Annotated in this window: 16 protein-coding genes; 12 read left to right on the top strand and 4 right to left on the bottom strand. The window is 63.3% G+C overall.

Annotated elements, in window-relative coordinates:
- The first annotated feature begins 254 nt into the window (after positions 1-254).
- The 3 genes from ACVOLS_RS01650 (at position 255) to ACVOLS_RS01640 (ending at position 4,668) form a co-directional block, all read left to right on the top strand.
- Complete coding sequence (locus ACVOLS_RS01650) at positions 255-1,859, top strand: peptide chain release factor 3 (protein WP_481544190.1); 1,605 nt, start codon at positions 255-257, stop codon at positions 1,857-1,859.
- A gap of 85 nt (positions 1,860-1,944) precedes the next feature.
- Complete coding sequence (gene trhA, locus ACVOLS_RS01645) at positions 1,945-2,580, top strand: PAQR family membrane homeostasis protein TrhA (RefSeq protein ID WP_481544189.1); 636 nt, start codon at positions 1,945-1,947, stop codon at positions 2,578-2,580.
- 117 nt (positions 2,581-2,697) lie between these two features.
- On the top strand, positions 2,698-4,668 hold the full coding sequence (locus ACVOLS_RS01640; protein WP_481544188.1) for an AsmA family protein: 1,971 nt from the start codon (positions 2,698-2,700) through the stop codon (positions 4,666-4,668).
- An 11-nt stretch (positions 4,669-4,679) separates the two neighbouring features.
- Here ACVOLS_RS01640 and ACVOLS_RS01635 read toward each other — a convergent pair whose 3' ends face one another.
- The 3 genes from ACVOLS_RS01635 to mtgA are packed head-to-tail and all read right to left on the bottom strand — an operon-like array spanning position 4,680 to position 6,876.
- Entirely contained in the window at positions 4,680-5,111 is a 432-nt protein-coding gene (locus tag ACVOLS_RS01635) for a CBS domain-containing protein (RefSeq protein ID WP_481544187.1), read from the bottom strand.
- The gene (locus ACVOLS_RS01630) at positions 5,071-6,093 is read right to left on the bottom strand and encodes a glycosyltransferase family 2 protein (RefSeq protein WP_481544186.1); all 1,023 of its coding nucleotides are present in this window, start codon (positions 6,091-6,093) and stop codon (positions 5,071-5,073) included. Before ACVOLS_RS01630 ends, ACVOLS_RS01635 begins: the two co-directional genes overlap by 41 nt.
- A 27-nt stretch (positions 6,094-6,120) precedes the next feature.
- A complete protein-coding gene (gene mtgA, locus ACVOLS_RS01625) occupies positions 6,121-6,876 on the bottom strand; it encodes a monofunctional biosynthetic peptidoglycan transglycosylase (protein WP_481544185.1) in 756 nt (251 codons plus the stop codon).
- 74 nt (positions 6,877-6,950) lie between these two features.
- On the opposite strand from mtgA, the gene hslO reads away from it, so the two are divergent.
- The 6 genes from hslO (at position 6,951) to ACVOLS_RS01595 (ending at position 16,101) form a co-directional block, all read left to right on the top strand.
- Positions 6,951-7,844, top strand: a complete 894-nt coding sequence (hslO, locus tag ACVOLS_RS01620; protein ID WP_481544184.1) for an Hsp33 family molecular chaperone HslO — start codon at positions 6,951-6,953, stop codon at positions 7,842-7,844.
- Positions 7,845-7,962: 118 nt separating this feature from the next.
- Positions 7,963-8,820: an XOO1806 family protein gene (locus tag ACVOLS_RS01615; RefSeq protein ID WP_481544183.1), complete on the top strand. Its 858-nt coding sequence runs from the start codon at positions 7,963-7,965 to the stop codon at positions 8,818-8,820.
- Positions 8,821-9,057: 237 nt separating this feature from the next.
- A complete protein-coding gene (locus ACVOLS_RS01610; protein ID WP_481544182.1) occupies positions 9,058-11,712 on the top strand; it encodes a TonB-dependent receptor plug domain-containing protein in 2,655 nt (884 codons plus the stop codon).
- A gap of 114 nt (positions 11,713-11,826) precedes the next feature.
- Positions 11,827-12,876, top strand: a complete 1,050-nt coding sequence (locus tag ACVOLS_RS01605) for a class I SAM-dependent methyltransferase (RefSeq protein ID WP_481544181.1) — start codon at positions 11,827-11,829, stop codon at positions 12,874-12,876.
- Positions 12,869-14,785, top strand: coding sequence for an O-linked N-acetylglucosamine transferase, SPINDLY family protein (locus ACVOLS_RS01600; protein ID WP_481544180.1), 1,917 nt, complete (start codon positions 12,869-12,871; stop codon positions 14,783-14,785). Before ACVOLS_RS01605 ends, ACVOLS_RS01600 begins: the two co-directional genes overlap by 8 nt.
- A 29-nt stretch (positions 14,786-14,814) precedes the next feature.
- Entirely contained in the window at positions 14,815-16,101 is a 1,287-nt protein-coding gene (locus tag ACVOLS_RS01595) for a putative 2OG-Fe(II) oxygenase (RefSeq protein WP_481544179.1), read from the top strand.
- Positions 16,102-16,172: 71 nt separating this feature from the next.
- On the opposite strand, the gene ACVOLS_RS01590 is transcribed toward ACVOLS_RS01595, so the two are convergent.
- Positions 16,173-16,775 carry a TetR/AcrR family transcriptional regulator gene (locus ACVOLS_RS01590; protein WP_481544178.1) on the bottom strand — a complete coding sequence of 201 codons (603 nt, stop codon included), beginning with the start codon at positions 16,773-16,775 and terminating at the stop codon, positions 16,173-16,175.
- Positions 16,776-16,940: 165 nt separating this feature from the next.
- Between ACVOLS_RS01590 and ACVOLS_RS01585 the strand changes: the two genes are divergently transcribed.
- The 3 genes from ACVOLS_RS01585 to ACVOLS_RS01575 all read left to right on the top strand — a co-directional run bounded on the left by ACVOLS_RS01585 (position 16,941) and on the right by ACVOLS_RS01575 (position 20,872).
- Positions 16,941-17,846: an alpha/beta fold hydrolase gene (locus ACVOLS_RS01585; RefSeq protein WP_481544177.1), complete on the top strand. Its 906-nt coding sequence runs from the start codon at positions 16,941-16,943 to the stop codon at positions 17,844-17,846.
- Positions 17,843-20,323 carry an acyl-CoA dehydrogenase gene (locus tag ACVOLS_RS01580; RefSeq protein ID WP_481544176.1) on the top strand — a complete coding sequence of 827 codons (2,481 nt, stop codon included), beginning with the start codon at positions 17,843-17,845 and terminating at the stop codon, positions 20,321-20,323. The genes ACVOLS_RS01585 and ACVOLS_RS01580 overlap by 4 nt, the downstream gene beginning before the upstream one ends.
- Before the next feature lie 66 nt (positions 20,324-20,389).
- A complete protein-coding gene (locus ACVOLS_RS01575) occupies positions 20,390-20,872 on the top strand; it encodes a hotdog fold domain-containing protein (RefSeq protein WP_481544175.1) in 483 nt (160 codons plus the stop codon).
- The last annotated feature ends 1 nt before the right edge of the window (position 20,873 follow it).

Here is a 20,873-nt window from a genome sequence, read left to right as displayed (position 1 = left end):
GTTGTGCCGCGCCGCTGCTGTGGGCGTGGGGAGCCCGCGACCCCCCGCCCGCGCTGTTTGGGACGGGCAAATACATTGGTTTTGCGTGTAAACCCCCTGCCGAGCATGGCTCGGCACTACATGTTGGGCTTTGCCGGGAAAGCCCCTGCCGAGCTTGGCTCGGCACCACCGGTGCCGGTCATCCTTGCTGGGCTGGCGGCAGGTATAATCACCGGTTCATTCGTTTCTGATGCGCCCGGGCGGGCGCCCCTGCCATGTCCGAAGTCGCCACCGAAGCCGCGCGCCGCCGCACCTTCGCCATCATCTCCCACCCTGACGCCGGCAAGACCACGCTGACCGAAAAGCTGTTGCTGTTCGGGGGCGCGATCCAGATGGCCGGCTCGGTCAAGGGCCGCAAGGCCGCCCGCCACGCCACCTCGGACTGGATGGCGCTGGAAAAGGAGCGCGGCATCTCGGTCACCTCGTCGGTGATGCAGTTCCCGTACGAAGGCAAGATCGTCAACCTGCTCGACACCCCCGGCCATGCCGATTTCGGCGAGGACACCTACCGCGTGCTCACCGCGGTGGACTCGGCGCTGATGGTGATCGACGTGGCCAAGGGCGTGGAAGAACGCACCATCAAGCTGATGGAAGTCTGCCGCCTGCGCGACACCCCGATCATGACCTTCATCAACAAGCTCGACCGCGAGGGCAAGGACCCGATCGAGTTGCTGGATGAAGTGGAAACCGTGCTCGGTATCCAGTGCGCCCCGGTCACCTGGCCGATCGGCATGGGCACGCGCCTGAAGGGCGTGGTGCACCTGCTGACCGGCGAAGTGCATCTGTACGAACAGGGCCGCAATTTCACCCGTCAGGATTCGACCATCTTCCCGTCGCTGGATTCGCCCGGCCTGGCTGAGAAGATCGGCGAGAAGATGCTGGCCGACCTGCGCGACGAACTGGAACTGGTGCAGGGCGCCAGCCATCCGTTCGACGTCGAGGCCTACCTGGCCGGCAAGCAGACCCCGGTATTCTTCGGCTCGGGCGTCAACAACTTCGGCGTGCAGCCGCTGCTGGACTTCTTCGTCGAGCACGCACCGGCACCGCAGACCCGCGCCACCACCGGCCGCGACATCGCGCCGCAGGAAGACAAGCTGACCGGCTTCGTGTTCAAGATCCAGGCCAACATGGACCCGCAGCACCGCGACCGTGTCGCGTTCATGCGCGTGTGCTCGGGCAAGTTCACCGCCGGCATGAAGACCTTCCACGTGCGTACCGGCAAGGAGATGAAGCTGGCCAACGCGCTGACCTTCATGGCCAGCGACCGCGAGATCGCCGCCGAGGCATGGCCGGGCGACGTGATCGGTATCCACAACCACGGCACCATTTCCATCGGTGACACCTTCACCGAAGGCGAAGCAGTCACCTTCACCGGCATCCCCAACTTCGCCCCGGAACTGTTCCGGCGCGCCCGTCTGAGGGATCCACTCAAGCTCAAGCAGCTGCAGAAGGGTCTGGCGCAGCTGTCGGAAGAGGGTGCCACCCAGTTCTTCCGCCCGCTGATGAGCAACGACCTCATCCTCGGTGCGGTCGGCGTGCTGCAGTTCGACGTGGCCGCCTACCGGCTGAAGGACGAATACGGCGTGGAAGCGGTGTTCGAGCCGGTCTCGGTCAATACCGCACGCTGGATCAGCTGCAGCAATGCGAAGAAGCTGGAAGAGTTCCGCGAGAAGAACGCAAGCAATCTCAGCATCGATGCCGCAGGCCACCTGGTCTATCTGGCACCCACCCGGGTCAACCTGCAGCTGGCCCAGGAACGCGCACCGGACGTGCGTTTCTCCGCAACCCGTGAAGCAGCCCACACGGTTTCGGTTGCCTAGGTCTGATGGCGGCGTGCATACGCCGCCGTTCGGGGTGATGATAGCCAGCTCCGGGCCTCCCCCTCAGCTCGCGCCATTACCCGCCATGACTGCAACAGCCGCATCGATACGCGAAGAAGTCGCCAGCGCCCTCACCCATGGTCTGGGCGCGGTCAGCGCACTGGCCGGTGGCGCCGTACTCATCACCCTCGCCGCCATCTATGGCGATGGCTGGCAACTGGCCAGCGCGATTGTCTTCGGCGTGGCACTGTTGCTGCTGTACACCGCCTCCACCCTGTACCACGCCATCCAGCACCCGGTGGCCAAGGGCCGGCTGAAGATCTTCGACCACTGCGCGATCTATATCCTGATCGCCGGCACCTACACCCCGTTCACCCTGATCGGCCTGCGCGGCCCCTGGGGCTGGGGGCTGTTCTCCGCGATATGGGCGCTGGCCGTGTTCGGCGTCATCTTCAAACTGTTCTACACCGGCCGCTTCAAGAAGCTCTCCACCGCGATCTACATCGCCATGGGCTGGCTGGTCATCGTCGCGATCAAGCCCATGTGGGCCTCGCTGGATGGCTGGACCTTGAGCTGGCTGTTCGGCGGCGGCGTGTTCTACACCCTGGGCACGGTGTTCTACCACCGCGAACAGCTGCCCTACTCGCATGCGATCTGGCACCTGTTCGTCATCGCTGGCAGCGTCTGTCACTTCGTCTCGGTGACCGCGCAGATCCTGTAACCGCAACAGATCCGCCGTACCCGCCGGAAATCCCGGCAACACCCTGGCAACACCGTGTTCACATCGCGCCAATGCCCGATTCGCGCTACGTGAACACGGACCACGCCACGATGAGGCGTGACTACTTCCCCGCCCCCGGCCACGCCAGCAACGTCGCGCTGGCGATTGCAACGCCCCGGCAAGCGTGGCCAACGTTGGCTCATTGCCGCTGCGGCGGTGCTGATCGCGATCCTCGTGCTGATCCTGCTGTGGGACTGGAACTGGTTCAAAGGCCCGCTGGAACGTGCCGTGCAGGCCCGCACCGGCCGCGTCCTGCAGATCGGCAACCTGGACGTGGATCTGGGCCGCACCACCACCATTCGTGGCGACGACATCCGCTTCGCCAATGCCAGTTGGGCAAAACAGCCGCAGATGGCGAGCGCTGATCGCGTCGAATTGGATATCCGCATCTGGCCTCTGCTGCGCGGCAGTGTGCAGATGCCGGAGATTCGCCTGAGCCGCCCCGATGTGCTGCTGCAGACCGCGCCTCGCAAGGGCGAGCCTGGCAACTGGGACTTCCTTGGCAGTGGCGGTGGCGAACCGCCGCAACTCAAGCGCTTGCATATCACCGACGGCAAGCTGCAGTTCCTCGACGAACCCGGGCGCACCCGCGTTGACCTGACAGTACGCAGCGGCACGCCAAAACAGGCCGATACCGCACCTCCGGTGCTGATCGAAGGCAAGGGCCGCTGGCAAGGTGCTGCGTTCACCCTGAAAGGTGGCACGGAATCGCCATTGGAACTCAGCAACAGCGAGCACCCGTTCCGCATCCATCTCGATGCCCGCGCTGGCGCCACCCACGCCATCGCCAGCGGCACGCTGACTAATCCCTTCCAGTTCCAGGTATTCGACCTGCAGTTCCAGCTCAGCGGGCAGGATCTGGAAGACCTCTACCCGCTGATCGGCATCGCCATTCCCTCCTCGCCGCCTTATCGGCTGGACGGCCGACTGAAGCGCGAATACCAGCGTTGGCGCTACGAGAAGTTCAGTGGGCGCGTTGGTGATAGCGACCTGGCTGGCGATGTGGAAATCGATGTGGCCGGCGAACGCCCACGCCTGACTGCCAATCTGTTGTCCAAACGACTGGACTTCGACGATCTTGCAGGCTTCATCGGTGCACCACCGAAAACCGGCGGCACCGAATCGGCAAACGCCGAACAGAAGGCCGAGGCCGCACGACTTGCCGCAAAACCGACCCTGCTACCCGACAAACCCTATGACCTGAGCAAACTGCGCGCGATGGACGCCGATGTACGCTGGAAGGCACAGCACATCAGCGCGCCCAAACTGCCACTGGACGACATGGACGCGCACCTGTTGCTGGACAACGGACTACTGCGACTGGAACCGCTCAACTTCGGCGTGGCCGGCGGCGATATCCGCAGCACCATCCGCATGGATGCGCGGCGTCCGCAGATCAGCACCACACTCAATGCCAGCCTGCGCGGGGTCCAGCTCGGCCAGCTGTTCCCGGATGCCAAATTGGCGGAACAGGCCTCCGGCGGCATCAGCGGAAACATCCGCCTGAGCGGCAACGGCAACTCCATCGCCGCGATGCTCGGCAGCAGCAATGGCGATGTCGCTGTGGGCATGGGCCGCGGCCATATCGGTAACCTGCTGATGGAGCTGGCCGGGCTGGATGTGGCCGAGTCGCTGAAATTCCTCTTCACCGGTGACAAGCAGATTCCACTACGTTGCGCCTTCGGTGACTTCGATGTGCGTAACGGCCTGATGCAGTCGCGCGCACTGGCCTTCGACACCACCGACACGCTGGTTGTCGGTGAAGGCACGGTCAATCTCAAACAGGAGCAGTTGGACCTGTTGCTGCGCCCGCGCCCCAAGGATGTGAGCATCCTCGCCCTGCGCTCCCCGCTGCGTATCGGCGGCAGTTTCAAGGATCCGTCCTTCCGTCCGGACTTCAAGGCATTGGGCCTGCGTGGCGCGATCGCCCTGACCTTGGCCAGCATTGCCCCGCCCGCAGCGTTGCTGGCCACCATCGAAACCGGGCCAGGCAAGGATGCTGCGTGTGGCGGGCGCTACGCCAGGTAGCGCCAATCGACTCAGGTACCGGTGATGTATTGCTGCAGCTGACCCAGTTCAAGGCGCTGCGCCTCGATCACCGACTTGACCAAGTCGCCGATCGAAATCACGCCCACCACTTCATCGCCGTCCACCACCGGCAGATGGCGGATGCGTCGATTGGTCACCAGTTCCAGGCACTGTTCCACCGTCACCGACGACGCCACCGTGACCAGCTCGGCGGTCATGATGTCGCGCACCGGCGTGGTGGCCGAAGATCGGTCCATCAACACGATCTTTCGCGCGTAGTCACGCTCGGAAAGGATGCCGACAAGCGTGCGGCCGTCCATCACCAGCACCGCACCAATGCCTTTCTCGGCCATCAGGCGGATCGCCTGCACCACCGCCACATCCGGCGGTACGGCGTGGATCTCAGGGGACTTGGCCCCTAGCAACTGTCGAACGGTCTGCATGGCGTTCTCCTGCGCTGGTGGATGGGGCAGATACTGCCACGTTCCCCGGCTGCCAGGTATCAACCAGGTACAACGGCCGCTGTTTGGCCTCCATGTACATCCGCCCCAGGTATTCGCCGATCAGCCCCAGCGCGATCAGCTGCACCCCGCCCAGAAACAGGATCACTGCCATCATCGTCGGCCAGCCAGCAACGCGGTCACCATATAGGGCGGCCTTGCCGATCACCCATATCGCAAAACAAAAAGCACCTGCGGCGGTGAACAATCCCAGATAGGTCGCCACCCGCAATGGAGCGGTGGAGAAGCTGGTGATGCCTTCCAGCGCGAAGTTCCACAGCTTCCAGAAGCCGAATTTGCTTTTGCCGGCCAAACGCGGCTCGCGTCGATAAGGCAGCGCGACCCGGCTATAGCCAACCCAGCCAAACAGACCTTTCATGAAACGGTGACGTTCACGCAATTGCCGCAAGCCGGCCAAGGCACGCGCCGAAAGCAGGCGGAAATCACCGGTATCGGCCGGAATAGGCGTTTTCGACAAACGCCCCATCACCCGGTAGAAAGCCGCAGCGGTGAAACGCTTCAGCCAGCCATCACCGCCACGCTCCAAACGCGTGCCGTACACATCGTCATGACCTTGCTGCCACAGCGCGACAAACTGCGGAATCAACTCCGGCGGATCCTGGCCGTCAGCATCAAGCAGAATCACCGCACCTTCTTCGACGAAGTCCAGCCCTGCAGTCAATGCGGCTTCCTTGCCGAAGTTCCGCGACAAGCGCAGCACCGAGACCCGCGGCTCCTGCGCCGCCAGTTGCTGTATCACCGACCAGGTCCCATCGCTGCTGCCGTCATCGACGTACAAAATGCGACCATCGACCTTCCCGTCCAGAGCCTGCAACTGCGCACACAAGCGAGGGTGCAACTGCGGCAACGCCTCCTGCTCGTTGAAAGCAGTGATCAGCAGGGTCAGACGGTCTGGCGTACTCATCGGCAAAGTCTAACAACAGCCATGGGGTCAATTACCGTCGTCGACATAATCTGCCCCACCCAGCTGGCGCGCCTGCCGCTGGATCCAGGCGGCGCGGCGCTGCACATACGGCCCCGGCTTGGCCGCGTTGTAACGCCGCGGTGACGGCAAAACCGCCGCCAACCTCGCGCTCTCCGCTGGACTCAGTCGCGCTGCATCCTTGCCCCAATAAGCGCGCGATGCCGCCTGTACACCATAAATGCCGTCACCAAACTCGGCCACGTTGGCGTACATCTCGATGATCCGTTGCTTCGACCATAGCGCTTCGATCAGCATCGTGTACCAGACCTCCAGGCCTTTGCGCAGCCAGCTGCGCCCCTGCCACAGGAACACATTTTTTGCCGTCTGCTGACTGATCGTACTGGCACCGCGCAGGCGTCCACCGCGCTCGTTGTGCTTGCGTGCCTTTTCAATCGCCTGCAGGTCGAAACCGTTGTGCTCCGGGAAACGCTGGTCCTCGGCGGCCACCAACGATATCGGCACGCTGCGCGCCATCTGGTCCAGATCACGCCATTGGTAGCGGATGCGGAACTTCCAGTCCCCCTGCCCCAGCGCCTCCATCTGCCGGAACATCATCACCGTGGAAAACGGCGGGTCGACAAAACGCAGCACCACTACCTGCACCACGCTGAACACGACAAACACCACCGGCACCCACAGCAAACGCCGCAACCAGCGCTTCCGGCGCCCCGCCTTTGTCCCTGATTCCTGCCCCACCTTGAGCTCGGCCTGCTCCGCCCCCATTGATATCCACCTTGCAAAACCTTTTGTCCGGCGCATTATCCGGCACCGGCCCCACCTCGCGTAGATCCAACCCCATGACCGACACTTCCGACCTCCTTGTCCGCTTCCTCCTGCCCGCCGCCGGTGTACGCGGCGTCCATGTCCGGCTGGGCCAGAGCTGGCGCGAAATCCTGTCCCATGGCGACTACCCGGCGGCCGCCACGCGCCTGCTCGGTGAGGCCAGCGTGGCCTCTGCGCTGTTCACCGGACACACCAAGGTGGATGGCCGGCTGTCCATTCAGCTTCGCAGCAGCACCGCCCTGCGCGCGCTGTTCAGCGAATGCACCTCGGCCGGCACCCTGCGTGGCATCGCCCAGCTGAATGACGGCGAAGACGCCCCCTCCAGCCTGAGCGCCCTTGGCGAAGATGCCCTGCTCGCCATCACCATCGAGAACCCCGGCCTGGACCCGCGCGAACCGCAGCGCTACCAGAGCCTGGTCGCACTGACCGGCGACAGCCTGGACGAGGCATTCGAGGATTACTTCCGCCACTCCGAACAGTTGCCGACGCGTCTGTTGCTGGCCAGCAACGGTGAGCACGCCGCTGGCCTGCTGCTGCAGAAGCTGCCGGGTGACGAGGGTGACGAGGATGGCTGGATCCGCGCAGGCGCCTTGTTTGACACCCTCGGCCGCGATGAGCTGCTGGCCCTGCCGGGCAGCGAACTGCTGCACCGCCTGTTCCACGAAGAGAACCCGCAGCTGGTCGGCGACAAGGCCCTGAGCTTTGGCTGCTCCTGCTCGCGCGAACGGGTCAGCGCCATGCTGCAGTCGCTTGGCGAGGAGGAAGCCAGGGCCGCCGCCGAGCCCACCGGGCAGGTCGAAGTACGCTGCGAGTTCTGCGGTCAGGAATATCACTTCCCATTAGCAGAATTCGGCGTATTGTTCAGCTCTACACCGGCCAACCAGCCAGCTCCCGAGCGGCTGCAATAACGGTCCAGCGAGTTACGTTCTGGGGAGGGCGAAGACTTGTTAAGAAACCATAAACCGCATAGGATCGAGAACTCACGCGCCGGGAACTTCCTGGCGCCAACGGGGTCTTACTGAGTCCATGAACGCCTTACTCCGCCTACCGCTTGCCCTGATGATCGCCTTTGGCGTGGTCACGGGCGCGCATGCACAGAGCAAGCCGCGAGCCGTGGACAGCACCGTGTTGCCGGTTTGGAACCGCGGTAGCGGCAAGGTCGAAGCCCTGCTCTATCTGGAGCCCACCGGCACCCAGAACGTCGGCGCACGCTGGAATTTCGGCCGTAGCTCGCTGGATGCGGCCTTCGGCCTGTCCTCCGGCGACTCGCTTGGCCTGCTCTGCAACGGCAGCGGCGGTAGCAGTATTGGCGGCCTTGCCAGCCACTGCATGCTCGCCAGCCTGGGCGATGATGACGACAACAATGCTCGCCATATCTCGGCCACCACAGCGTTCAACCGTCCCGGCGGGCGCGTCGGCATCACCGCCGGCACCGGCCGCGACACGCTCCCGGCCTGGTTGTCGAACGGCGGCAAGGCCGGCGCGGCGCGGGTAGAACAGAACGACCTGACCGTATTCGGGCAGAAGAACATCGGCCGCGAAGGCTTCGTCTCCATCGGCGGCACCTATGCCAAGGCACGCCTGGTGCCATTGACCGATGCTGCTCCGGCAGTTGTCGACCAATGGGATAGCAAGAGCCTGAGCGTCGGCGGCGGCTACGGCGCCTTCAGCGCCAACGTGATCGGCCGCGTGGTCGATGCCCCCGGCCACAGTGGCAAATGGGAGGGTCTGGGCTTGGGCATCACCTGGCGCACCCCGTGGAGCGGCCAGCTCACGGTCGGCGCCGAAAACGTCATCACCCGTGGCAAGAACCCGTTCTCGCCGCGCAACGAAAGCAATGACGACGGTGCAATACCGTACGTCCGTTACGAACAAGACCTGTAATCCGGGTTACCAAATCACTTTGAGACAACGCCCCGTTCGGGGCGTTTTGCGTTTCTGCCTGTCAAATCAAGGCTTTGCCAAATTTCACCCTATTTTCCCCAATCATTAACCAATCTTTAATTTATTTGCAGTCGCAAGTACTATCGGTACAAGCCATGAGTTTTGAGTTCGCCTTTCGAACTCCCTCGCGGCCACACCAAGCACCACCCAAGTCAACTTGGCAGAGAGAGAGACCCAATGATTTGCAAGACCAACAAGCTGCGCGATGCAGTTGTCATTGCGCTGGCCGCAAGCGCCGGCACCGCCGGTGCCGCCTACGCTCAGGACGCCGAGAAGAGCGGCGCCACCAACCTGGACCGCATCGAAGTCACCGGCTCGCGCATCAAGCGCACCGACGTCGAAGGCCCGAACCCGGTGACCGTTGTTACCCGTCAGGACATCCAGGCTGCCGGTGAAATCTCGGTTGCGGACTTCCTGCGCAACAACGTCTACAACTCGTTCGGCTCGACACGTGAGTCCTCAGGCTCGGCAACCGGTTCGCAGGCCACCATCAGCATGCGCGGTCTGGGCTCTGCCTATACCCTGGTGCTGTTGGACGGCCGTCGCATCACCCCGTCGGGTGCATTGGCTGGCGGCGCTGCCAACATCAACATGATTCCGACCTCCGCGATCGAGCGTATCGAAATCCTGCGCGAAGGCGCTGGCGCGGTCTACGGTTCGGATGCCATCGGCGGCGTGGTCAACATCATCACCCGCAAGGACTACGAAGGCGCCAACATCCAGGTGGGCTATGAAAGCCCGAAGGTCGGCCCGGCCGGCACCACCGGCAGTGCTTCGGCTGGCATCAGCTCCGACCGCGGCAACATCACCTTCGTCCTGGATTACCAGGAGCGCGAGATGATGTACAACCGTGACATCAAGGACCTGGTCACCGGTGCTGGTCTGCCTTGGCCCACCAGCCCATACAACACCTCGGCTGGCCTGCTGACCCCGAACGGCATCAGGAGTGTCGCCAACTGCGATACCTTCGAGAACAGCATCCGTACCGGCCCCAACAGCTGCGGCTTCGATCACGGCGCAACGTCGGCCAACGAATCCTCGCTGCGCCGCAACGCATTGCTGGTCAACGGCAACTACAACATCACCGATAACACGACCATGTTCTTCCGCGGCCTGACCTCGGAAACCAAGAGCCTGGGCGTGTACGCATCGGCACCGGTGGACAACTCGGGCCGCGGTCCGGGCAGGTTGCCGACGATCGCAGCGAACAACCCGTTCAACCCGTTCGGTGTGGCCGGTACGCTGTACTACCGCTTCACTCCGCTGGGCACCCGCGACTCCCATCGCAAGGACACCCTGCGCGACTACACCTTGGGCCTGCGTGGCAACGTCGAACTGTTCGGCGGCGCTGACTGGGAAATCGCAGTCAACCACGGCACCTCGGCGCAATCCAGCGTCGGTCTGAACTACGGCATCGGCAGCACCCTGCAGCAGCTGATCGACTCCGGCCAGTTCAATCCGTTCGACCCGACCCATCCGAGCGTGAAGGCTTCGGCCGGCAAGATCGGCCACACCGTCTACGTCGAGTCGGTCAACAAGACCCAGGGCGTCGACGGCAACATCTCGTTCGACCTGTTCAACATCGGTGATCGCACGGTCGGCTTCGTCACCGGCTTCGAGTACCGCGAAGACGCCCTGAGCCAGATCTATGACGCTCAGAGTGCCGCCGGCAACGTCTTTGGTTCCGCTGGCGCAGGTACCCGCGGTGATCGCAATTACGGCGCACTGTATTTCGAAGCCCTGTTCCCGCTGCTGGATAGCGTCAACCTGACCGTTGCCGGTCGCTACGATGACTACAGCGACGTTGGCAGCAAGTTCTCGCCGCGTGCCTCGCTGGAGTTCCGCCCGATCGAATCGCTGCTCGTCCGCGGCTCCTGGGGCAAGGGCTTCCGTGCCCCGACCCTGTCCGATCTGCATGGCGCAGCTTCTTCCACCAACCTGAACTCGCCGTCCGACACCACCATTCCGCATGCCGGTGGTGACGAACTGGCCTGCAAGGCGCTGGCTGCCTATCGCGCATCCTCCGGCAACGCCACCTATCAGCCCTACCCGTTCAACCCCTGCAGCACTTCTGATCAGTTCACCTGGCTGCAGACCTCGAACAAGCTGCTGAAGCCGGAAGAGTCCAAGAACTGGGGCCTGGGTGTTGTGTGGAGCCCGTCCGACGCGTTGTCGGTTGCATTGGACTACTACGATATCGAGATCGAGAACATCATTGCGACCATTCCGCGCGCACTGGCGTTCCGTTACGGTGACGAAGGTCGTCCGGCCTACGGCGTGGTCCGTGGCAATGACATCACCACCCCGACCGGCACCACCCTGCCGGGTGCAGCCAACCTGATCTACCTGCCGATCGACAATGGCGCCATGCAGACTTCGCGTGGTCTGGACTTCGAGTTCAACTATCGCCATGACGTTGGCGCCTTCGGCACCCTGAGCTCAAAGTTGGCCTGGTCGCACACCCTGGAATTCGACTTCACCCCGGCGGGTGCAGGCGCCACCCAGGAACGTGCTGGCAAGTTCGGCTACCCGAAGGACCGCGGTCAGCTGGGCCTGGGCTGGAACAAGGGCGACTGGTCGGCCAACGTGATCGGCAACTACATCGCCGGCCACAGCAATGGCACCAAGGCTACGACCTTCAGCTCGCAGACCACCGTCGACCTGCAGGCCAGCGTTGCCACTCCGTGGAATGGCCGTGTGACCCTGGGCGTCCGCAACGTCGCCAACAAGATGCCGCAGTTCACCACGGCGCTTGGCTTCCCGCACTACAACAACTCGCTGTACAACATCTGGGGCCGCACCCCGTACCTGCGTTACGAGCAGAACTTCTGATCATCTGAGCAGAAACTGTGACTTTGGACGACCCGCTTCGGCGGGTCGTTCTTTTTCGGGATACCGTACCTGGCGGACACAGCGGATGTCCCGTAATCGCCGGGCGCCTTCTGCTTGAACTGGCAAACGCTCTCGCGCAAGCTGTCCGCCGAACTGGAAAATCCCTTGCTGATGCCCTACGCAACCGATCCTGATGAGCAGGCCGCGCCATGGACACGCCTCTGGCGAACCGGCGTACTGCACTCCTGTGCATCCGGCATCAATGGCAACTATGACGATGCATTCGCACGATTCTGGCAGCAACAGTTCAGCGCGTTGCCGGAACAGGCAGTGATCGTCGACATTGGTACCGGCAACGGGGCAATCCCGCTGCTGGCGCAATCCTTTGCCGATAGCTGGAACATGCGGTGGCAGGTGCACGGCGTCGACATCGCCGACATAGATCCACCCACTTCCGCTGGAGCAGCTGCACATTCGTACGGAGACATTCGCTTCCACCCCAATACATCCATGACCGAGCTCCCCTTTGCGGACGATTCGGTGGACCTGATCTGCTCGCAGTTCGCCTTCGAATATGCGCCCAGGGAAAAAGCGGCAAGTGAGTTGCTACGGGCAATCGGCGCCCATGGCCGGGCTGCAATGGTCGTGCACAGCCATGACTCCGTGATCCATTCGGTCAGCCGCAGCCAGGCCGATGCCTGCACCTGGCTTCTCCACGGAAGCGGCATCTTCGACGCGACCAGAGCGCTGCTGCGGCGGATGGCACAGGCAAACGACAGCGAGGCTCGCCAGCGACTTTCCGCCGATCCGCACGCCGAGTCCGCGCGCACCAATTTCAACAACGCCGCATCCCAGCTGCTGGACAAGGCCGAACAATCTCCCGATGCGAGGATCCTGCAGACATTGGCGCAACAACTGGGGCAGCTGCTTCGACACCCTTGGCACAGCGCCGAAGATGCTGATGCCGCGGCGAAGTCGTTGCAGGCCTGGACAGAGGATGAGCATGCCCGGTTGAAATTGATGCTGGCTGCGACACTCGATCCAACCGCCCTGCAGGAAACAACCATGCTGCTGGGCGCTACCGGCCTTCCCGTGCGGACTGGCAAGCTGGTTTACCAGGACGCCACGGTGATGGGCTGGACGTTGGTGGTTGGTCATGGATAAGTCCCAGCACGCGCGTGGATTGCATGCGAGCGGTCACTTGGACGCGGCAAGGCACGCATACCAGGATGCCCTGACGAGCTCACCGGATGATGTTGCGCTCCGGCGCGACTTTGCGGTGTTGCTGATGCAGTCGGGCAGCGAAGCCGAGGCAGCTTCCCTGCTGGATCGGAAGGACGTATTGCTTGCAGCCGACGCCGACCTGCTCAGCATTCTCGCGCTCTGCCTGCGCGCTACCGGTCATCACCAGCGCGCACTTGAGGTCTCTCGCGAAACGACGGTCCGCGATCCACGCAATGCACTCGGCTGGATGCTGCTTGGCAGCCTGATGGTCAACACAGGATCGGCCGCTGCGGCGCAAGCGCCATTGCAACGTGCATTGGTGCTGGAACCGAATTTCGGCGAAGCCTGGCACTACCTCGGCGAATCGCTGCAGGCACAACGGCAATGGGACAACGCCATCGCGGCCTACCGCCGGGCCTCGACGCAGCAACCAACCGAGATAATGAATATCGCCCTGTGCCAGTCCCTGGCCGGTCGCACCGACATCGCGCTTCGTGACTTCGAGGCCGCACACAGGATGCTGCCGGAGCGCACTGACGTGTTGGCGCAGCTCGCACACTGCCAGGCAATGCTCTGCCAACATGACAGCCAGGAGAAGAGTGAAGCTACGCTGGCCAGACTGCTTGCCGCCAACACCAGCCATCGCGCTGAGCCGGAGCCATTCCTGCTTTCCACATTGGCATTGCCTGAGACACTGAAGGCAGAGTCCATCAGCAGGTACAGCCAGGCAATCCCGGCGAGATCGCAGTTTGTCCTGCCTGCCGGCAAAGCACGAGAACCGGTCTCCGCACGGCGCATCAGGATCGGCTACCTTTCTGCCGACCTCGGCGAACATGCCATCGGCAGCTTGGTGCGTGAGCACTTCGCAGCGCATGACCGTGGTCGCTTCGAGGTATTCGGCTATTCATTGACAGGTACCCATGCGCTTCATCCCGCCATCGTCGAAGGATTCGACACGCTGATAGATGCATCCACCCTGGATGACGACAGCCTGGCCAAGTGCATCGCAGATGATTGCATCGATGTATTGATCGACATGAGTGGCTTCACGCTTGGGGCACGGCCTGCTGTATTGGCGCGCCGCCCGGCGCCAGTGCAATGGGGATGGCTTGGCTTCATCCACGGCCAGCAAGCGCCCTGGCTGGATGGGCTGCTGCTGGATTCGCATGTCCAGCCTCCCGGCGAGCACTGGCACTACGCTGACAAGCTGATCCACCTCGAAGGCAGCCTGTTTCCCGCGTCACCGATGCGACCCGGCATTCGTGACCGGGCCCGGTTCGGGTTGCCCGAAGATGCGACCGTGCTGGCCAGCTTCAACAACACCTACAAGCTCTCCGGCAAACTCATCGGTAGCTGGAGCAAGATCCTCGCCCAGGCCGATGCCGCACACCTGATGGTCTTTGTACCTTCCATGGCACGCACTGGTTTCCTGCAGCAATGGCAGTCCTGCGGCGGCCCCATTGAGCGTCTGCATCTGGTCGACAAGGTCGAGCTTGACGAGCAGTCGGATCGCGCCGCCAGCTGTGACCTGTTCCTTGACGCGTTCCACTACCAGGCGGGGGCAACCGCAATCCACGCCATAAGCAACGAGCTACCGCTGCTTTGTGTCGAGGGGCCAGCACCTTTGGGGCGCCTGGGTGCAGGCATCAATCGTTTCCTCGGCATGGACGAGCTGGTCTGCAGGGATGCGGATGCTTATGTTGAACGCGCGGTACGCTTGGCCAGGTCGCCTGCACTGTTGGCTGAGCAGCGACAGCGGCTACGCCAGCAAGCAGCCGATCGGCACCTGTTCGACCCGCGTCGCGCTGCCGCTTCCATCGAAGCCGCCGTGCTCAAACACTTCGCCTGATAAGCCTGCAACCAGCGTTCGATAGCCCCATGTCACGACAGATTGCCAGCACCGATCACATACGCCAGCTGATCCAGCAAGGTCAGCCAGCGGCTGCAATGGCATTGCTGGATCAGGCGCTGCTCGCCGCACCGCAGGACCCCGAACGGCGCTACCTGCGCGGCATGCTGCATGCGGCTGCACACCGGAACCTGCAGGCGCTCCATGATTTTGACGCCGCGCTGCTGATGGCACCGGACCTGCCACCGCTGTTGTTCAATCGCGGACTCGTGTTGTTCCGGATCGAACGGATGGAGGAGGCCCTCCAGGATTTCGAGCGGCTCAGTCAGATCGACCCAAGCAGCACCGATACCTGGATCAATATCGGCCTGATCCATGCCCGTTCCGGGCGTGCGCAGGCGGCACTGGAAAACCTTCAGAAAGCAGACCGCCAACGACCTGGTGACCCGGTAATCCTGCGCGGCATCGCCAATGCACTACGCGAGACCGGCCAAGCGGATGCGGCAAGCCTGGTTCATCAACGCGTGCTGTCCTTCGCGCCTAACGACCCGGCCGCGCTCACCGACTACGCACTCTGCCTGTTGTCATTGGGCAGGATCCAACAGGCCGACAATATCTATCAGCAGGTGCTGATGCTCGACCCGACGGACCAGACTGCATTGGCGGGGCTGTACATGACCGGCAAGGAACTCGGCAACGACAAACTTGTTGACCACCTGATGGACTATGGTCGCCTTCTTGGCAGCGATGACGTGCTGGCCAATACCATGACCAACCTGGACGCCCTGCGCGAACTGGCGCTCTCACATGCGGGTCTGATCTGGGAGCCTGCCGGGCGCTCCACCACCTTCGGCCGGCAGAGCCCGATGCTCGACCTGTCACAGGACCAGGAACTGCAGCGCTTCGAGCAATTGCTGGTGCGGACCGTCGAATCGCGGATGCAGGCACTTTCTGCCATGGCACCATTGTCCGCTCACCCCTGGATGAAGGCCATGCCGCGACGCTGGCGGCTGCAGTCATGGATCACCGTGCTCGAACAGGGGGGCCACCAAGCACCGCATATCCATCCGGCAGGCTGGCTCAGCGGCGTGTTCTATGTCGATCCCGGTCAACCGGACACGCCTGCAGCGGGCAATCTGCTGTTCGGGCATCCCCAGCAGGGGCTTCCACTGCACCGGCCTGACACCGAGCACACGGTGGTCCCGACCTCAGGCCGGCTGGTGACGTTCCCGTCCTACTTCTTCCACAACACCACGGCTTATCAGGGGCCATCTCCACGGATCAGCATTGCCTTCGATGTGATTCCGTTGCGCTGAATCAGCCCAACGCCGGACACCCCAGCAAGGCCAAGGCGCCACAATCGGATCCCGCCCAGCGCCAGCGTCAATCAGTTGGCCGGAATCAAGGTCTCGATCACGTGCTCGACATAAGCCTCGAAATCCTCACGCGCCTGCTTGGGCTGCTGCAACTGCAGCGACAACTGCAGGAAGCCGACATATGCAGCATAGGCAAGCCGGGCACGATGGCGGGCATCGGTGGAGCTCAGTCCAGCCTGGCGGAACGAGGCGATCAGGTATTCCATGCGCCGTTGCGAGACGCGGTCGATGACCGGACGCACCATCGGGTTGTCCAAGGCCTTCAGCAGTTCGCTGTAGATCACGTGCGGAGTGACTTCATGCGCGACCAGCTGGAACAGCGCGCGCAGCCGCGTGCGCGGATCAGGCACCTCTTCCAGGCTGCCGAAGACCTGCTGCTGCTCCACTACTTCCCAGCGCTCCAAGGCTGCTTGCAACAGCGCGTCGCGCGAGGGGAAATGCCAATAGAAGCTACCCTTGGTCACGCCGAGGCGACGCGCCAGCGGCTCGACCGCAACCGCACCCACACCCTGTTCAGCGATCAGGTCCAAGGCCGCTTGCGCCCAGTCATCCGCGCTCAGGCGGCTGTTCCGCGTGCTGCGGGACTCGGTGCTGGAAACTGAAGAATCGTTCATGGGCAGATTTAACCATACGGCGGGGACTGGTTGCAGTATGTGGGCAACAAATCCAAGGACAATCTGGCAAATAAATGATCAAGCGAAGCATCCTGAGCCTGCCCAGCCAGTATTTCCATACTCATGGGTATTGACAGCCTTTCAGGCCATTCCATACCATCAGGTATGGTTACGCCTACTTCCTTCTCTGTACCCCCTGAAGACATTCGCCTGGAAGGTGCGCATGGCGCTGGCTTGGGCGCGTCCAGAACCAGCGGAAAACAGCCCTGCATCCTGTTCGCACATGGCTTCGGCCAGACCCGCGGCGCATGGACCGCAACCGCAGAAACGCTCAATGCCGAAGGCCACGCCACGCTCAGCTATGACGCGCGTGGCCATGGCGATTCGGACTGGAATGCCAGCGATGTGACTTACCACGGCGACCAATTCACCGATGACCTGATCGTGGTCGCCGGCGAGCTGCCGCGTCCGCCGGTATTGGTCGCAGCTTCCATGGGCGGCCTGTTCGGCCTGATGGCCGAAGCGCGCTGGCCGGGCCTGTTCTCGGCGATGGTGCTGGTGGACATCACCCCGCGCTGGGAAACCAGCGGCGTGGAGCGCATCCTCGCTTTCATGAGCGCGCATCCGGACGGTTTCGCCTCGCTGCAGGCCGCCGCCGATACCATCTCCGCTTATATGCCGCACCGCCCACGCAAGAGCGAGGATTCACTGCGTGCGCTGCTGCGCCCAGGCAAGGATGGCCGCTGGAACTGGCATTGGGACCCGCGCCTGGTCGACGAACTGGCCCGCGACAGCGAGCAGCACCAGGGCGTGATCGCACAAGCAGCGCGGCAGGTGCAGTGCCCGCTGTTGCTGGTCAGCGGTGGTCGCAGTGACCTGGTCTCGCCGCAGACCGTTGAAGAATTCATGGCGCTGGTGCCGCACGCGCAACATGTCCATCTGCCCCACGCCACCCACATGGTGGCCGGCGATGACAACAACGCGTTTACCGCCGCTGTGTTGAACTATCTGGACGCACTGCCTTCCGCAGCGTCCGCCCGAACCGAGCACGTTACCGGAGCACGTCCATGAGCATCGTCGTACCTTTCCTGGCCCTGCTGCTTGCAGCGGCCTTTGTTGCCTACCACCGCATGCGACTCGTCGTATGGACGGTCATCAGCGTGGTGGCCCTGGCAGCCTGCTGGTTTGCCGGCATCAACCAGACCGCGATCATCGTCGCCGCCGCCATCGTCGCGCTGGTCTGCGTGCCGGTGCTGCTGCCGTTCCTGCGCAAGCCGCTGATCACCGCACCGTTCATGGGCGTGTTCCGCAAGGTGCTGCCGCCGCTGTCCAAGACCGAACGCATCGCCCTGGAAACCGGCTCGGTCGGTTTTGAAGGCGAGCTGTTCACCGGCGACCCGGACTGGAACATCCTGCTCAACTATCCCAAGCCGCAGCTCACCGCCGAAGAACAGGCCTTCATGGATGGCCCGGTGGAAGAACTGTGCAAGATGGTCAACGACTTCGAGATCACCCATGTACACGCGGACCTGCCGCCGGACATGTGGGAGTTCATCAAGAAGAACAAGTTCTTCGGCATGATCATCCCGAAGGAATACGGCGGCCTGGGCTTCAGCGCGCTGGCCCACCACAAGGTGATCCAGAAGCTGGCCTCGGTGTCGAGCGTGGTCAGCTCCACCGTCGGCGTGCCGAACTCGCTGGGGCCGGGTGAACTGCTCAACCATTACGGCACCCAGGAGCAGAAGGATTACTACCTGCCGCGTCTGGCCATTGGCCAGGAAGTGCCGTGCTTCGGCCTGACCGGCCCGTTCGCCGGCTCCGATGCGACCTCGATTCCCGACTTCGGCATCGTCTGCAAGGGCATGTGGAAGGGCGAGGAAGTACTGGGCCTGAAGCTGACCTTCGACAAGCGTTACATCACCCTGGCCCCGGTCGCGACCCTGATCGGCATGGCCTTCCGCATGTACGACCCGGACGGCCTGCTCGGCGATACCAAGGACATCGGCATCACCCTGGCACTGCTGCCGCGTGACACCGATGGCGTGGAAATCGGCCGTCGCCACTTCCCGCTGAACTCCACCTTCCAGAACGGCCCGATCCGCGGCAAGGACGTGTTCATCCCAATGAGCCAGCTGATTGGCGGCGCCGAGAAGCGCGGCCTGGGTTGGAACATGCTCAATGAGTGCCTGGCCGTTGGCCGCTCCATCACCCTGCCCTCCACCGCGTCCGGCGGTGCCAAGGCCGGCGCGGTGGTGACCGGTGCCTACGCACGCATCCGCAAGCAGTTCGGCCTGTCGGTCGGCCGCTTCGAGGGCGTGGAAGAAGCGCTGGCCCGCATCGGCGGCAAGGCGTACAAGATCAGCGCGCTGTCGCAGGCGACCGCAGCCGCGGTTGACCGTGGCGACGTGCCGTCAGTGCCGTCGGCGATTGCCAAGTACCACTGCACCAACATGAGCCGCGAAGTCATTTCCGACGTGATGGACGTGATCGGCGGCAAGGGCATCATCCTCGGGCCGCGCAACTTTGCCGGCCGCAGCTGGCAGGCCGCACCGATCGCCATCACGGTGGAAGGTGCCAACATCATGACCCGCTCGCTGCTGATCTTCGGCCAGGGTGCCATCCTCTGCCACCCGTGGGTGCTGAAGGAAATGAAGGCCGCGCAGGATGAAGACCGCAAGGCCGGCCTGCGTGAATTCGACCAGGCGCTGTTCGGCCACGTCCGTTTCGGTATCTCCAACGCCGTGCGTTCGCTGTGGTTCGGCCTGACCGGTGCGCGCTTCGGTGCCGCCCCGGGCGACGCTTACACCCGCCGCTACTTCCGCAAGCTCGACCGTTACTCGGCCAACCTTGCTTTGATGGCCGACATCTCGATGATGACGCTCGGCGGCAAGCTCAAATTCAAGGAATCGCTGTCTGGTCGCCTGGGTGATGTGCTCAGCCACATCTACATGACCAGCGCCATGCTCAAGCGTTACCACGACGAAGGCGCACCGAGCGCTGACCAGCCGCTGCTGGCCTGGGCCTTCCACGACAGCGTGCACAAGATCGAGGAATCGCTGTCGGCTGCCCTGCGCAACTTCCCGATCCGTCCGATCGGCTGGCTGATGTGGGCACTGATCTTCCCGTTCGGCCGTCGTGCCGAGGCACCGGGCGATCGCCTGAGCCGCCGCGTTGCCGCAACGCTGATGGCACCGGGCGAGGCCCGTGACCGCCTGGCACAGGGCGTGTTCCTGACCCCGTGCGAGAACAACCCGGGTGGCCGCATCAACAGCTACCTGTCCAAGGCGATCATGGCCGAGCCGGTGGAACGCAAGTTCATCAAGGCGCTGAAGACCAAGGGCATCGAAGCACTGACCTTCGCCACCCAGCTGGACGAAGCGGTGGCCGAGGGCGTGATCACCCAGGACGAGCGCAAGCTGTTGGAAGAACTGCGCGAGATCACCATGGACACCATCACCGTGGACGACTTCGAGCCGCACGAACTGCGTTCGGCCGGCTACTACGACCTGCCGGGCAAGCAGCGCCCGCAGCCGCAGCAGGCCGCGTAAGCCAATCCACCTGCAGTACCGACGGCGGGCCTTGTGCCCGCCGTTTTCATATCAGGACACCATGCCATGACTGCGCCCTTGCTCTCGCTATACCGTCGCTTTACCCGCTGGCCCGCCGGCAGCTGGCTGTTCTCGCGTGCTGTCTGCTTCAAGGCACCCTACTTCGCCAGCATCTCGCCGCTGATCACCGCGCTGGAGACGGGCCGCTGCGAAGGCGTGATCCGCCAGCGCCGCCGCATCAGCAACCACATCGGCACGGTGCATGCGATCGCGATGTGCAATCTTGCCGAGCTGGTCGGCGGCGTGATGGTGGATGCCAGCCTGCCCGGCGACATGCGCTGGATCCCCAAGGGCATGCAGGTGAAGTACCAGGCCAAGGCGCTGGGCGTGTTGAAGGCGGTGGCCACCCCGCAGCAGCCCATCATCAGCACCGACCACGGCTACGACTTGCCGGTGCAGGTCAGCGTCACCGATGCCGCCGGTACCGAGGTATTCCAGGCCATCATCGCGATGTGGGTATCACCACGCCCAAGCCGCGGCGAAGGCTGAC

This window comes from Stenotrophomonas sp. STEN038 (genome assembly GCF_056759895.1).
The sequence above is the reverse complement of the archived record's forward strand: the minus strand, read 5'-3'. Positions and strand labels throughout refer to the sequence as shown.

What these genes read in the sequence shown, in the direction of transcription:
- ACVOLS_RS01610 (WP_481544182.1), top strand. Translation starts at nt 9,058, where the DNA reads ATGATTTGCAAGACCAACAAGCTGCGCGATGCAGTTGTCATTGCGCTG.
- ACVOLS_RS01590 (WP_481544178.1), bottom strand. Translation starts at nt 16,775, where the DNA reads ATGAACGATTCTTCAGTTTCCAGCACCGAGTCCCGCAGCACGCGGAAC.
- ACVOLS_RS01580 (WP_481544176.1), top strand. Translation starts at nt 17,843, where the DNA reads ATGAGCATCGTCGTACCTTTCCTGGCCCTGCTGCTTGCAGCGGCCTTT.
- hslO (WP_481544184.1), top strand. Translation starts at nt 6,951, where the DNA reads ATGACCGACACTTCCGACCTCCTTGTCCGCTTCCTCCTGCCCGCCGCC.
- ACVOLS_RS01595 (WP_481544179.1), top strand. Translation starts at nt 14,815, where the DNA reads ATGTCACGACAGATTGCCAGCACCGATCACATACGCCAGCTGATCCAG.
- ACVOLS_RS01585 (WP_481544177.1), top strand. Translation starts at nt 16,941, where the DNA reads ATGGTTACGCCTACTTCCTTCTCTGTACCCCCTGAAGACATTCGCCTG.
- mtgA (WP_481544185.1), bottom strand. Translation starts at nt 6,876, where the DNA reads ATGGGGGCGGAGCAGGCCGAGCTCAAGGTGGGGCAGGAATCAGGGACA.
- ACVOLS_RS01630 (WP_481544186.1), bottom strand. Translation starts at nt 6,093, where the DNA reads ATGAGTACGCCAGACCGTCTGACCCTGCTGATCACTGCTTTCAACGAG.
- ACVOLS_RS01635 (WP_481544187.1), bottom strand. Translation starts at nt 5,111, where the DNA reads ATGCAGACCGTTCGACAGTTGCTAGGGGCCAAGTCCCCTGAGATCCAC.
- ACVOLS_RS01575 (WP_481544175.1), top strand. Translation starts at nt 20,390, where the DNA reads ATGACTGCGCCCTTGCTCTCGCTATACCGTCGCTTTACCCGCTGGCCC.
- trhA (WP_481544189.1), top strand. Translation starts at nt 1,945, where the DNA reads ATGACTGCAACAGCCGCATCGATACGCGAAGAAGTCGCCAGCGCCCTC.
- ACVOLS_RS01600 (WP_481544180.1), top strand. Translation starts at nt 12,869, where the DNA reads ATGGATAAGTCCCAGCACGCGCGTGGATTGCATGCGAGCGGTCACTTG.
- ACVOLS_RS01615 (WP_481544183.1), top strand. Translation starts at nt 7,963, where the DNA reads ATGAACGCCTTACTCCGCCTACCGCTTGCCCTGATGATCGCCTTTGGC.
- ACVOLS_RS01650 (WP_481544190.1), top strand. Translation starts at nt 255, where the DNA reads ATGTCCGAAGTCGCCACCGAAGCCGCGCGCCGCCGCACCTTCGCCATC.